At 40.8% G+C, this 14,235-nt stretch carries 12 protein-coding genes; 10 read left to right on the forward strand and 2 right to left on the reverse strand.

Annotated elements, in window-relative coordinates:
• Positions 1 to 130: 130 nt before the first annotated feature.
• The 6 genes from B5D77_RS20140 to B5D77_RS20170 all read left to right on the forward strand — a co-directional run bounded on the left by B5D77_RS20140 (position 131) and on the right by B5D77_RS20170 (position 6,387).
• Positions 131 to 352: a hypothetical protein gene (locus B5D77_RS20140; protein ID WP_008205031.1), complete on the forward strand. Its 222-nt coding sequence runs from the start codon at positions 131 to 133 to the stop codon at positions 350 to 352.
• Positions 349 to 630: a type II toxin-antitoxin system mRNA interferase toxin, RelE/StbE family gene (locus tag B5D77_RS20145; RefSeq protein WP_008205029.1), complete on the forward strand. Its 282-nt coding sequence runs from the start codon at positions 349 to 351 to the stop codon at positions 628 to 630. Before B5D77_RS20140 ends, B5D77_RS20145 begins: the two co-directional genes overlap by 4 nt.
• Before the next feature lie 478 nt (positions 631 to 1,108).
• A complete protein-coding gene (locus tag B5D77_RS20150) occupies positions 1,109 to 1,870 on the forward strand; it encodes a hypothetical protein (RefSeq protein ID WP_008196710.1) in 762 nt (253 codons plus the stop codon).
• Positions 1,871 to 2,215: 345 nt separating this feature from the next.
• Positions 2,216 to 4,522, forward strand: a complete 2,307-nt coding sequence (locus B5D77_RS20155; RefSeq protein ID WP_008196709.1) for an ATP-binding protein — start codon at positions 2,216 to 2,218, stop codon at positions 4,520 to 4,522.
• Entirely contained in the window at positions 4,461 to 4,907 is a 447-nt protein-coding gene (locus B5D77_RS20160) for a response regulator (protein ID WP_002758488.1), read from the forward strand. The genes B5D77_RS20155 and B5D77_RS20160 overlap by 62 nt, the downstream gene beginning before the upstream one ends.
• Before the next feature lie 304 nt (positions 4,908 to 5,211).
• Complete coding sequence (locus B5D77_RS20170) at positions 5,212 to 6,387, forward strand: hybrid sensor histidine kinase/response regulator (RefSeq protein ID WP_106909521.1); 1,176 nt, start codon at positions 5,212 to 5,214, stop codon at positions 6,385 to 6,387.
• Between the two features lie 53 nt (positions 6,388 to 6,440).
• On the opposite strand, the gene B5D77_RS20175 is transcribed toward B5D77_RS20170, so the two are convergent.
• Both B5D77_RS20175 and B5D77_RS27430 read right to left on the reverse strand, forming a co-directional pair.
• On the reverse strand, positions 6,441 to 7,313 hold the full coding sequence (locus B5D77_RS20175; protein WP_254052993.1) for an N-acetylmuramoyl-L-alanine amidase-like domain-containing protein: 873 nt from the start codon (positions 7,311 to 7,313) through the stop codon (positions 6,441 to 6,443).
• A 433-nt stretch (positions 7,314 to 7,746) separates the two neighbouring features.
• A complete protein-coding gene (locus B5D77_RS27430) occupies positions 7,747 to 8,280 on the reverse strand; it encodes a PEP-CTERM domain protein (RefSeq protein ID WP_039899372.1) in 534 nt (177 codons plus the stop codon).
• A 442-nt stretch (positions 8,281 to 8,722) separates the two neighbouring features.
• Here B5D77_RS27430 and B5D77_RS20190 point away from each other — a divergent pair, with 442 nt between their 5' ends.
• From B5D77_RS20190 to B5D77_RS20205, 4 genes are read left to right on the forward strand one after another with little or no spacing between them, the layout of a single operon-like run.
• Entirely contained in the window at positions 8,723 to 12,709 is a 3,987-nt protein-coding gene (locus B5D77_RS20190; protein WP_008196692.1) for a magnesium chelatase subunit H, read from the forward strand.
• 60 nt (positions 12,710 to 12,769) lie between these two features.
• Positions 12,770 to 13,366 carry a hypothetical protein gene (locus tag B5D77_RS20195; RefSeq protein ID WP_106909523.1) on the forward strand — a complete coding sequence of 199 codons (597 nt, stop codon included), beginning with the start codon at positions 12,770 to 12,772 and terminating at the stop codon, positions 13,364 to 13,366.
• An 8-nt stretch (positions 13,367 to 13,374) separates the two neighbouring features.
• Entirely contained in the window at positions 13,375 to 13,878 is a 504-nt protein-coding gene (locus B5D77_RS20200) for a hypothetical protein (protein ID WP_106909524.1), read from the forward strand.
• An 8-nt stretch (positions 13,879 to 13,886) separates the two neighbouring features.
• The gene (locus B5D77_RS20205) at positions 13,887 to 14,114 is read left to right on the forward strand and encodes a type II toxin-antitoxin system HicB family antitoxin (protein ID WP_008196685.1); all 228 of its coding nucleotides are present in this window, start codon (positions 13,887 to 13,889) and stop codon (positions 14,112 to 14,114) included.
• Positions 14,115 to 14,235 lie beyond the last annotated feature (121 nt).

Consider the following 14,235-nt stretch of genomic DNA (forward strand, 5'->3'; position numbering starts at 1 on the left):
GGAAGCTGGCGAGTTCTATTATTTGTCTATTTGCTTTTCATTGTACCTCATAGCTCCAAGAAGTGCTATAATTATAACCAGCTACTTAGCATATCAGGAAAAAAAAGTTAACTAACAGGAGGAAACTGTAATGAGTATCGCATTTTTTCAAGATCTGATCGAATCGGTAGAGAGTCTATCCATTGAAGACCAAGATTATTTGTTTGAGCTAATTCGTAAAAGACGTATTGAGAAACGCCGGGAGGAGATGGCTAAAAATGGCGAAGAAACCTTAAAATCTTTAGCGATGGGAACAGCAAAAAAAGGCAGCGCTGAAGAGATAATGGCTTATTTGTTAGAGGATGAAGAATGAAATTAGTTGCTGACAAAAGCTTTAAAAGAGCTTTTCAACGCTTAATCAGCAAAAATCCTCAACTACAAAGCAAGATATCAGAGGTTCTACATTTGTTAGCAGATAACCCTTTCACCCCTTCTTTAAAATCTCATAAGCTGACAGGTAGATTAGAAGGTTATTGGTCATGTTCTGTTAGTTATGATTGCCGTATTATTTTTACTTTTCGTCAAGATACTGATTCAGGAGAAACTTTAATTGTTATAGTTGATATTGGCAAACACGATCAAGTTTACTAATTTATCTCTTGAATTTGTTCTTTCTTATCAATTGTATAATCATAGTCAGTCCAGTAGGGTGCGTTACGCTACGCTAACGCACCAAAAACCTTTCTTTGTGGTGCGTTACGGCAATATTTAGCTCTTGATTTTTTCCCTGAAAACAAGGGATTGCCTAATGCACCCTACTGGACTGCTTAACATTTTTGGTTCTTCGTTACTTGGTATGGTTCGATAGGGTAACATAAATCGACTCAATCCTTATCTGGCAATAGATTTAATTGATTAGTTCGCTCTAGATCGAAAACAGTTGACAAAAATCGCAGCAACGCCTGTCTCTATAAGGGTTTCATTCCTTATAACCCCCTCCATTGCATAGGACAAACCGAAGAACCACATTTTTTTCATAAATAGGCTCTCAAACTTGCTGTAAAAATAGAAATGATAAGTTACAATACTATTGTTCTATATATAACCAATCTAGCCTTTGATAAAATTTATGGAATCATCTCCTCTACCGATTCATAATCCAGCCGAACGTTTATTAATTATCCTACAAAGATGTTCTCAAGACGAAACTAACGAATCAGTTCAAGCAGTTTTAGCAAGAGCAATGGAAGTGAAAAATGACACTGATTCTGTTCAGAAAGGGTTGATTCAATTACTACAGCTTATTTATCACATAGAAGATCAACTACAATATTTTCCTTCAAGAAAACAGTCTTCCTATAAAAAACTTATGGAAAAAATTAAGTATAAATTAATTAGTTTATTGTCAAGAGTTCACGAGAATTGGTTAGGTTTCGGAGAGCCACTAAACTCTCCTGACTGGGAAGCTCTATATTGGCTTCCTTCTTGTGTAGAAGATTTTGAGGAAATATGTTTAAGCAAAGAGGATTTGAACAGGTTAAGGGAAGAAATATTAGGTTTAATTCAAATGATTGAAGATAGCAAAATTACGCAAGAGTTTAAACAATTTCTGCTGATTAAATTAAATGAAGTCCTGGAAGCTCTTAACAAATTTTACATCGTTGGCTATAATGGTCTTCGCAAGGAAATTTTGGCTACCCTCACCGAGGTGGGAATTAATGAAGTCGAAGGTGAAGATAAGGAAACCAAGAACAATATATCCCAAAAGTTATGGGAATTTTTCACAAAAATAGTTCCAGAAAAAGCACAAAAGATTAATCCGCCAATTAGTCTCCTTGTAAATAGTTATAAGCTTGCAGAAATGTTCAAAATTTTACCTCCAGGTAATTAACAAAAAAGGGTTGCTATCGTATTTAAATCTTAGATTTTGGTGTGTTACGCTTCGCTAACACACCCTACCATATATTTTTATTAAGAATTATCTGTCCATTGTAACATTAACTTTTAATTCTTAACAAATTACCATAGATTCTCAGAGAAAACCTGATTATAATAAAGGGAACTGAACAGAACTGCTCGATCAGTAGATAACTGATTAATTAAAGTTTTATTACTTTTGATGGCCTAGTATTAAGAGAAGTAAATTTATTCTCGATCGCCCCCCGAAAGTGAGAAGAAATAGTTTTAATAAACAAAGAGTTTTCAACTTGGCAAAAATCCTCTGGGGGCAATACACATGGAAGTTATAACCGAGACAATTAACCCAACTTCGATCGAACGGGAACCGATCCATCTCTATAACCGAATTCAACCGCACGGGGTGCTTTTAGTTCTCAGCGAACCGGAGCTAAAAGTCAGCCAAACCAGCAGTAATAGCCGCAGTTTATTGGGTATTTCTCCGGGGGAAATTATCGGTAAAACCCTAGAGGAAATCTTCGATCCCTTTCAGATCGATCCTCTAAAATCAGCCATAGAAAATAACGATTTTGATGCTATCAATCCCTCCAAAATTTGGGCGCGGGTTAAAGGGGATGATTTTGCCGTCTTTGATGCTATTTTTCACCGCAACGCCGAACAAATGCTGATTTTAGAGTTAGAACCAGCTATTTCCTATGAAAACATTCCTTTCCTGAGTTTCTATCACCTAGCCAAAACTTCGATCGATAAACTTGAAGCCACCCGTAGCCTGAAAGATTTCTGTAATATCATCGTTAAAGAAGTCAGAAAAATGACAGGATTCGATCGAGTTATGTTATACAAATTCGACGAAGAAGATAACGGTGATGTGATAGCAGAAGACAAAATAGAGCAACTAGAACCCTATCTCGGTTTACGTTATCCCGCTTCCGATATCCCTCTCCCGGCACGAAATTTATTAAGTGCTAATTGGATTCGACAGATTCCCGATGCTACCTCTGAACCCGTCGATCTAGTGCCTGTTCTTCATCCCGAAACCCAACAACCCTTAAATTTAACCCTGTCCAGTCTTAGAAGTGCTTCTCCCTGTCATTTAGAATACCTGCATAATATGGGAGTGGGAGCATCTCTAACCATTTCTCTGATTGAAAATAAACGTCTCTGGGGCATTATTGCCTGTCATCACCGTACCCCCAAATATGTACCCTACGAACTCCGTAAAGCTTGTGAGTTTTTAGGAAGAGTAATTTTTTCGGAAATATCGGCACGGGAAGAAACCGAGGATTATGACTATCGAGTGAAATTAAACTTTGTGCAATCGCAATTAATCGATTATATGGCGGAAGCTAATAACTTTATTGATGGATTAATTGCCCATAAACCGAATCTGCTCGATCTAACTAAAGCCACAGGATCCGCTATTTGTTTAGGCGGCAATTATACCTTAATTGGAGTAACACCGAGCGAAGAAGAACTAAATTATCTGATTACTTGGCTAGAAAAAAACGTCCATGAAGATGTTTACTATACCAATTCCTTACCGCGAATTTATGCCGATGGGGGTAAGTTTAAAGACATTGCCAGTGGTTTACTAGCAATTCCCATTTCTAAACGTAATTATCTCCTCTGGTTTCGTCCAGAAGTAATTCAAACCGTGAACTGGGGTGGTGATCCGGGTAAAGCGATCGAAACGACTGCCATAGATGGTGATATTCGTCTCTGTCCGCGTAAATCTTTCTCCCTCTGGAAAGAAACCGTTCGTCTCAAATCTTTACCCTGGAAAGCAGTAGAAATCAACGCCGCACTAGAATTACGAAAAGCGATCGTCAATATCATCTTAAAACAAGCCGATGAATTGGCCCGTTTGGCGCGGGATTTGGAACTATCAAACGCCGAATTAAAAAAATTCGCCTACGTCGCTTCCCACGATTTACAGGAACCCCTCAATCAAGTCGCCAACTATGTGCAGTTGCTAGAAATGCGCTACACCGAAGAACTGGACGAAGATGCTAAAGAATTTATTACTTTTGCCGTCGAAGGTGTCAGTTTGATGCAAACATTAATAGATGATGTGCTGGCTTACTCGAAAGTGGATATGCAGGCGGTAGAGTTTAATACCATTGATGCTAATCTGGCACTGGAAAAAGCTCTCGCTAACCTGAAAGGGAGAATTCAGGAAAGTCAAGCTATAATCACCGTTGATCCTTTGCCAATTGTCATGGCAGATAAAACCCAGTTAATGCAATTGTTCCAAAATCTCATCGGTAATGCCATTAAATTCCGGGGAAAAGCAACCCCCACTATTCATATTGCTGCCCAACGTCAAGAGGAGGAATGGCTGTTCTCTGTCACCGATAATGGAATTGGTATCGATCCCCGATTTTCCGAACGCATTTTCGTGATTTTCCAACGACTGCACACCCGCGACGAGTACCCCGGCACAGGTATGGGTTTGGCGATTTGTAAAAAAATTATCGAGTGTCATCGCGGACGAATTTGGGTAGAATCCCAATTAGGCAAAGGAGCGGTTTTCTATTTTACAATTCCCCTAGGAGGTAACGAGCGTGAGCGCTGGCGAGGACGTGCCACACAAAATTATCTTATTAGTGGAGGACAGCAAAGCTGATATTCGCCTCATCCAAGAGGCATTAAAAACTAGCACCGTCCCGCATGAATTAGTTATCGTTAGGGATGGTGTCAACGCCATGGATTATCTGCGTCGAGAAGGGGAGTATCTCGATTCTCCCCGTCCTAATCTGATTCTTCTCGATCTGAATTTACCAAGAAAAGACGGACGGGAGGTATTAGCGGAAATCAAAAACGATCCCAGTTTAAAAAGAATTCCTGTGGTGGTTTTAACCACTTCTCGCAACGAGGAGGATATTTTTTATAGCTATGAACTGCACGTTAATTGTTATATAACCAAGTCGCGCAATCTCAACGATTTGTTCAAAATTGTCAAAAATATCGAGGCTTTTTGGTTAGAAACCGCTACTTTACCCGGGGAGTGAATCGTTATCAGTTATCAGTTATCAGGAGTCAGGAGTCAGGAGTCAGGAGTCAGGAGTCAGGAGATAGGAGATAGGAGTCAGGGATCAGTGATCAGGAGATAGGATTCAGGAGTCAGGAGTCAGGAGATTATTTCTATTTATTCTCCCCACACCCCACACCCCACTTCATAATTCATAATTCATAATTCATAATTCCCCCTCCCCACACCCTACACCCCACACCCCACACCCCACCTCCCCACTTCCCAATCCCTAACCTCCCAAATCCCTAACCTCCCAAATCTCTTTAACTCTTGATTAAAAAATGGGACTCTCGCAGGATATAAAAGTTCTTTTAATCGAGGATAATTTAGCCGAAGCTCGATTATTAAAGGAAATTCTTAAGGGTAATGAAAAAAAAGAATTTCATCTGGTTAATGTGTCAAGACTGTCCGAGGCGATTTCTCTATTACAACAAACAAATTTTGATGTAATTTTATTAGATTTAACTTTACCAGATAGTCAGGGTTTGGAATCCTTAGCTCCCCTTTTGATTACGGCTCCGAAATTGCCAATCGTGGTTTTAACTAATACTAATGATGATAATTTAGCTTTGGCAGCACTACGTCAGGGAGCGCAGGATTATTTAATTAAAAGAGAAGTAAGTTTAGAAATTTTAACTCGATCGCTATGTTATGCGATCGAGCGAAAACAGATGGAGGAAGCTTTACGAGAATCCAACAAAGCTTTAAAAATGAGCGTGATTGAACGCACTAATCAACTGGAAAAAGCTCAGGAATTAAATCAGTTAAAAACTGAATTTGTTTCCATGTTATCCCACGATTTTCGCAATCCTTTAAATAAAATTTTACTCTCGGCTGGATTATTAGAAGAAAGTCGCGATCGGTTGACAAAAGATCAGCAAGTTAGCTATTTTCGCATGATTCGATCGGCCATTAAAGACATGGATCAATTGCTCACAGAAGTGTTATTAATTGGCCGGGCCGATTCCGGGAGATTATACTGTCAATTTGATCCGGTGGATTTACTGGATTATTGTCAGAAATTGGTAGAATCTTTTATTGTTAAGCCAGAGCTGCAATCAGCAATTATTTTTCAAGTTGAGGGCAGCTTAGAAAGAGGACTTTGGGATATTAATTTAATTAAACATATCTTGACAAATTTACTAGGAAATGCTCTCAAATATTCACCCGAAGGAAACCCCATAGAATTTAAGATTATCGTCGAATCTGAGCAGGTAGTCTTTCAAATTATCGATCGAGGAATTGGTATTCCCAGCAAAGATCAAGAAAATTTATTTAAACCTTTTTATCGCGGTAGCAATGTCGATAATATTCAAGGAACGGGATTAGGATTAGCCATTGTCGGACGCTGTGTGGAAGCGCACAAAGGACAAATTTACCTGGAAAGTGAGGAAGGAAAAGGCACAAAGATCACGGTAATTTTACCGATTATTACCGACATTGAACACCTAAATTGAGATGAACAAGAGGGTGGGGTCATAATTTTTTTTCTGCTGCTCTCGCTCCCTATCTACCTATTTCTTGGATCAAGGGAACGAACGACAAAAATACCGATGGCTTTGTCCACTTTAGTGATATATTTTTCTAGGTCTTTAGCAATGGTAACTTGACCAGCAGGAGAGGCATGAATTAAGCCAATTTTGCCATCGGGAAAGCGATAAACTAGACCGGTATGGGTGGTATCTAAACCAGGGATATTAGTCACGACACCGATAATATCGCCAGCTTGTAGTTGTGGGTAAATACCTTTAATATTAACGGTGGGAATATAGGTTAAGGATAAACTTTCTAATCCTCGTTCTACCTGTTGAATACAATCGTAATTACTTTGAGTTTTTAACTGGGGATATAGAGGGCAATTTTTGCTCATAAAATTGAGCTTTTTGTCAAGAGTAATTCCACCTAATTTTTGAGTAATATTTTCTAGATTGCCTCGTTTTTGGTTGTCATTAATCCAATCGGAAAAGTAGTGAAGACGACTACAATAACCATCGAGAATACCGTGGCGATAACGCTGATTTAAAACCTGTTGACTAAAAGCAGAATACTGATAATTTTTTAAAGCAAAATTGTGACTCAAAGCGAGAACTGTTTCCACAAAGAGGACACAATCAAACTCTTTTAAAGAGATAAATAATTTTTCTGTAGGAGAGCGATCGAGTAATCCTGCTTGATATTTTGCTCCTAAAAATTGAGCGGCGATATTCTGAATTATATCGGCCATGGCTAGGCGATCAAGTTGTTGATTTTGAGCGTACTGCACCAGTTTTTGATAATTAGGATCGCTGACTTCTCGAACAAGAACAGTTTCCGATCGAGCTATACTCAAGGGAATTAAAACAGGATTAATTAATAAATAGGGTAAAGTTAAGTAGGTAGGCACAATTATTTGTAGGATGGGTTAGCGGTAGCGTAACCCATGCGGGCGTTGGGTTTCATGCTTCAACCCAACCTACGTTCATTTTATATTTAATTCCACCCACCTACTTATCCAATTAAAAAACATTGTCGATCGATTACTGAAAATAATAGGATCTACGCCGATAAATTCCGTTATTTTAGTCCTAAAGGTCAGTTAATCCCAACACCGGTCGAAGCCGCTATTCTGGAGAAACACGCGAAAGAATCTGAACGTCAACAAAAAGAACTGGCTTTACAGCAAAAGGAACATGAAAGACAACAAAAAGAACTGGCTTTACAAAAAATTGAGCAATTAACGGCAAGATTAAGAGAATTAGGCATTAATCCCGATGAAACCCTCTAGGGGTGCAAGGTGGTCAGTGAGTTTATCGAACTGCTTGCACCCTCACCTCTCATTAACCCCGTTTCTTACCTCTAGAAGCCAAGGCACCCAACCCTAACCCCAATAGGGCCACAACGCCACCCGGTTCAGGGGTGGATTGTACCGGTACCGGACCGGGAGTACCCAGCGTGATGTCATACTCTGATACACCTGATAGGGGGTCTATAAGCCCAGCGTATAAAGCGCCAAGAGGCTCTAATTTATAACCATCAGCATTGACACTGCTCCGAAAGTTAGCATCAATAATTGTTCCTGTCCCGTCGGTGCGAAAGGCCCAATCGTTTAAATTAGCTAGGGTAAAGGTGGTTGTCGAGGGACTAGAGGCTAAACCCGTAAAGGTGAGGGAAAACCCTTGCAGGCCATTGACGTTACCAGGAAAATTGATATTTGTATTCGGTGCTAACAAACTATCATCGATGTCAAAATAACCAGTTCCCGCAGAACCGTAGGTCAAAGGAACACGAACGGTAGCGGCTTGGGCAGCCAAGGAAAGAGTACTTAAACCGATGGCGGTAGCGGCAACAGCTACAGAGGTTTTTAAGGACATACAAAACAAAGAAAAAAACATTATCAGTTGCGAAAAATAACATAGGGGGGGGTAATGTCAAGTATTTTCAAGAAAATTAATATAATTTAATTAATTACAGAGAATTATCAGATCCTAACCCTGATCATCTTTGAACAGGGACATCTCCTCCGAGTTGCTATTTGTTACCACTTTTTATTAAAAAAGTCAATAGATTAAATATTAATTTTTGTAAAGAAAAGCCTGAGCAGTTACTCAGAAAGCTCTTTACCATCTGTTACAAAATATGGCAAGATATTTATCAAATTGTGTCAAAACCCAGAGTAAATGCTCATTGGGGTGACATTTTCTGATACAAAACAGAAACATATATATCTAAATACCTTAAACAAAGGGCGATCGTCATCTGATGACGAAAATCACTTCATACCAGACTCAGCAATCCTAAGGAGAACCATCATATATGTTCACTCACGTCAAGTCCACCATTCGTCACATAGTTCCCGACGCGTTGAATGGTCGATCGCTGGTCAAGGTGGTCTATGTCGTGCTAGAACCTCAGTACCAAAGTGCGCTGAGTAGTGCGGTCAGGGAAATCAACGCTAACAACCGGAAACTAGCGATCGAAATTAGTGGTTATTTAATCGAAGAACTGCGCGATGGGGAAAATTATCGCAATTTTCAAGAGGATGTAGCCAAAGCTAATATTTTCATTGCTTCTCTCATCTTTATCGAAGATTTAGCCGATAAAGTTGTGGCCGCTGTCAGTCCCCATCGGGATAAATTAGACGCAGCGATCGTCTTTCCCTCTATGCCCCAGGTAATGCGCTTAAATAAATTAGGCAGCTTTTCCATGGCCCAATTGGGACAGTCTAAGAGTGTCATCGCTAATTTTATGAAAAAGCGCAGGTCAAACTCTGGCGCTGGTTTCCAAGATGCGATGTTAAAGTTATTGCGAACTTTACCGCAAGTCCTGAAATACCTCCCCATGGAAAAAGCTCAGGACGCACGCAACTTTATGTTAAGTTTCCAGTATTGGCTAGGGGGTTCGGCAGAAAATTTAGAGAATTTCCTGTTAATGTTGGCCGATAAGTACGTCTTTGATAACAAGGATGACAGTGTAGTTTACAAAGAACCGGTAGTTTATCCAGATCTGGGTATCTGGCATCCTTTATCCATGAAAATGTTCGAGGATGTCAAGGAATACTTCGCTTGGTACAATAACCGCAGTGATATTGCCGATGACCTCAAAGACCCCTTAGCTCCCTGTGTTGGCTTAATTTTACAGAGAACTCACCTCGTTACTGGTGATGACGCTCATTATGTCGCTCTCGTGCAGGAATTCGAGTCTATGGGTGCGCGAGTCCTTCCCGTTTTTGCTGGAGGATTAGACTTTTCCAAACCCGTAGAAGAATACTTCTGGGATAAAAGCTTAAAAGGAGTAGAAGCGGTTGCCATCGTTGATACGGTAATTTCCCTGACGGGATTTGCTTTAGTGGGAGGTCCAGCGCGACAAGATCATCCGAAAGCGATAGAATCCTTAAAACGTCTCAATCGTCCCTATATGTGCGCGTTACCGCTAGTTTTCCAAACCACTCAGGAATGGGAAGAAAGCGATTTAGGTTTACACCCGATTCAAGTGGCGCTACAGATTGCTATTCCGGAATTAGACGGTGCGATCGAACCTATTATATTATCAGGCCGGGATGGGGCTACGGGTAAAGCGATCGCTTTACAGGACCGGGTGGAAGCGATCGCTCAACGGGCGCTAAAATGGGCTAACCTAAGAAAGAAACCGAAACTAAACAAAAAAGTCGCCATCACCGTCTTTAGTTTCCCCCCCGATAAAGGGAATGTGGGAACCGCAGCCTATCTAGATGTGTTCGGTTCTATCTACGAAGTGATGCAAGCGTTACAAAATAATGGTTATGACTTGCAGGACTTACCCGCATCTCCCCGAGAACTGATGGAAGCGGTAATCCATGATGCCACCGCACAGTACCATAGTCCGGAGCTAAATATCGCCTATCGGATGTCTGTACCTGAATACGAACGTTTAACCCCCTATTCCGTCCGTTTGGAGGAAAATTGGGGACCACCACCTGGACATCTCAACAGTGATGGACAAAATCTATTAATCTACGGGAAAGAATTCGGTAATGTCTTTATCGGGGTTCAACCCACCTTCGGTTATGAAGGGGATCCGATGCGTCTGCTCTTTTCTCGTTCTGCTAGTCCCCACCACGGTTTTGCAGCCTACTATACCTATCTCAATCAAGTCTGGAAAGCAGACGCGGTTCTCCATTTTGGCACCCACGGTTCTCTAGAATTTATGCCGGGGAAACAGATGGGAATGTCTGGGGAATGCTACCCGGATAACCTCATCGGAATGATTCCCAATCTCTACTATTATGCCGCTAATAATCCGAGCGAAGCGACGATCGCTAAACGTCGTAGTTATGCGGAAACTATTTCCTATCTTACTCCTCCCGCAGAAAATGCTGGACTTTACAAAGGGTTAAAAGAACTGAGCGAGTTGATCGGTTCCTACCAAACCCTGAAAGATAGTGGGCGTGGGGTGCAAATTGTCAATACTATTGTTGATAAATGTCGCTTAGTCAATCTCGACAAAGATATAAGTTTACCTGATGGTGATACTGCCCATCTCAGTCAAGAGGAACGGGATAATATCGTCGGTTCAGTCTATCGTAAACTGATGGAAATTGAATCGCGCTTACTTCCCTGCGGACTTCACGTTATTGGGAAACCCCCCTCGGCGCTCGAAGCGGTGGCAACTTTGGTCAATATTGCCAGTTTAGACCGGGAAGAGGACGATTTACTTTCCTTACCCCGAATTATTGCCAACAGCATCGGCCGGGATCTAGAGGAAGTTTATCGCAATAGCGATCGAGGTGTGTTAGAGGATGTGGAATTACTGCAAAACATCACCCTAGCGACTCGCGCTGCTGTTGCCGCTTTAGTCAAGTCCCAAACCGACGCGGAAGGTCGAGTATCGATGCTTTCTAAGCTGAATTTCTTGAATATAGGCAAGAAATCGCCTTGGATCGAAACTTTACAGGAGATGGGTTATCCAAAAGTTGATCCGGTCGCGTTAAAACCCCTGTTTGAATACCTAGAATTCTGTTTAGAACAGGTCTGTGCCGATAATGAATTAGGGGCCCTATTAAAAGCATTAGAAGGAGAATATGTTCTTCCCGGTCCCGGTGGCGACCCCATCCGTAACCCCGGAGTTTTACCAACGGGTAAAAATATCCACGCTTTAGATCCCCAGTCTATCCCGACCCTAGCGGCGGTAAAATCGGCTAAAATCGTGGTGGATCGTCTGTTAGAGCGGCAAAAACTGGATAATGGCGGTAAATATCCTGAAACCATCGCTTGTGTTCTCTGGGGAACTGATAATATCAAAACATACGGGGAATCCCTAGCACAAATTCTCTGGATGGTGGGGGTTCGTCCTGTTCCCGATGCTTTGGGACGGGTGAATAAATTGGAATTGATCCCCCTAGAGGAGTTAGGAAGACCGCGCATTGATGTGGTGGTCAACTGTTCTGGTGTTTTCCGGGATTTATTTATCAATCAGATGAACTTGCTTGACCAAGGCGTAAAAATGGCCGCGGAAGCAAACGAACCGATGGAGATGAATTATGTCCGTAAACACGCTATTGAACAAGCAAAAGAAATGGGTTTAACGGTTCGACAGGCAGCCACCCGCATCTTTTCTAATGCTTCCGGTTCCTATTCTTCTAACATCAATCTCGCGGTGGAAAATAGCAGTTGGGAAGACGAAAAAGAGTTACAGAATATGTATCTCAACCGCAAGGGTTTTGCTTTCGACTCTGATAACCCCGGGATGATGGCCGATAATCGTCAGTTGTTTGAAGCATCTTTAAAAACTGCGGAGGCAACTTTCCAAAACTTGGATTCTAGCGAGATTAGTTTAACCGATGTTTCCCACTATTTCGACTCAGACCCGACAAAAGTTGTGGCTAGTTTACGCGATGATGGCAAAAAACCGGCGGCCTATATTGCTGATACTACCACCGCTAATGCTCAGGTGCGTACTTTATCGGAAACCGTGCGCTTAGATACCCGCACCAAGTTACTCAATCCCAAATGGTACGAGGGAATGTTAAGTCACGGTTACGAAGGAGTCCGCGAATTATCGAAGCGTTTGGTTAATACCATGGGATGGTCTGCAACTGCTGATGCGGTGGATAATTGGGTTTATGAGGATGTGAACACCACCTTTATTCAAGATGAGGAAATGTGTCAGCGTCTGATGAATCTCAATCCTAATTCTTTCCGCAAGATGGTGGGAACCCTGCTAGAAGTTAATGGTCGCGGTTACTGGGAAACTTCTCAAGAGAATTTAGACCGCTTACAGGAACTTTATCAAGAAGTGGAGGACCGTATCGAAGGAATCGAGTAGAATAGATAAATAAGACTTGAGAGACTGGCTAATCACCGGTCTCTTGAGTTTTGAACAAACATGAAAAATAACTTTTGGGGGTTAATTTGGTCTAGTTTTAACGAAATTCAAGGGGTTTTACTCGGTCTTCTTGGATTTTTAGGAGGTATTGCTTTAATTCGTTATCCCTTCAATACTTCTATTCCTCTAGATATAGTAATTGTTGTCAGTTTCTTCACCTTGCTGTTAATCGCTACTTTGTTAAGCGCTGTTAACACACTTCTTAGACAGAAACAAAAATTAGAGGCAGAAGTTAAGCAACTTCAGGAGGTAAACCAAAATTTAGAAAATATTATTAAACAGGGAATTACTCCCAGGATTTTGAGGTCTCAAAAGCAAGGAAATAATAATATTTTATGCCTTCTTGATTCCTCTAGTCTGTTTACGATCGAGTTACTTGTCTCTTTTTATTATACCGATGAAGATGGGTTGGAAAGATTAATAGGAGAGGGTTTTGTTGAATATATTAATCCAAAGGACGGCAAGATACACGCGATCATTGACAAACCTCAAACAATCTATCAGGTAATTCTAGATCGATTGGCGAGTAACGATTTAAAAATTATTCAAGAAACCAGAGTCAGACCTGGCGTTCTTAGAAAACATAGTTCACCATAGAGGAAAATATGGAAAATGTAGCCGAAAAACCCATTTTATCTCCTAAAGGAACCTTTCCCGCCAAAGTTGTCAAAGTTATTGACGACTATAAATTAGTGATCAATAGAGGTGAAATTAGTGGAATTCGAGAAGGTCAAAGAATGTTAGTTTACAATACCAGCGAAGAAGAAATAACAGATCCTCAGACTGGTGAGTCTTTAGGCTATCTTGACTTAGTGAGAGGGACGGGGACAATTACTTTTGTTCAAGAAAAAATATCGATTTTACAATCGGATAGAACCAATAATAAAGGATCTAGATTGCTGGAGTTATTGCTTAAAGAACAAGAAACCCCGTCCGATTTGATAGGAAAATTCTTAACAAGAGCCGTAGGAGCGAATTCTAAGAACGATAAAAAGCCAATATCCGAGCTAATAAATCGTGAGTTGTTAAATAAACTGCTAGTATGGGAATTATCTGAAACGTTACCTTTTGAAAACCCTCAAATTGGCGACTCGGTTAGACCTATTTAGACCTATCGATGGAACAACAAATATTAGAATACTTTTTATCTCTTAAATATCCGATTTCAATTTATCCCGAAGAAGAAGGAGGATACACGGCGTTAATTCCAGATTTAGATGGTTGTATTACTCAGGGGGAAACTTTAGAGGAAGTGATGATTAATATTGAAGAAGCGAGAGAATTATGGATAGAGACGGTTTATTTTAGTGGTAAAAAAGAAATTACCATGCCTTCTAAAAGATAACTCAAAAAATACCAGAAACTTTCGTTCTTTCGAGTATTGTACCCCGCTCTTGATCGGATTTATCGCTCTTTTTGCGTAGGCTGGATTGAACAAAGTGAAACCCAACAACTGAGGGTTTCTG

The sequence above is a fragment of the Microcystis sp. MC19 genome (genome assembly GCF_003019735.1).
In the GTDB taxonomy this organism is placed as follows: domain Bacteria; phylum Cyanobacteriota; class Cyanobacteriia; order Cyanobacteriales; family Microcystaceae; genus Microcystis.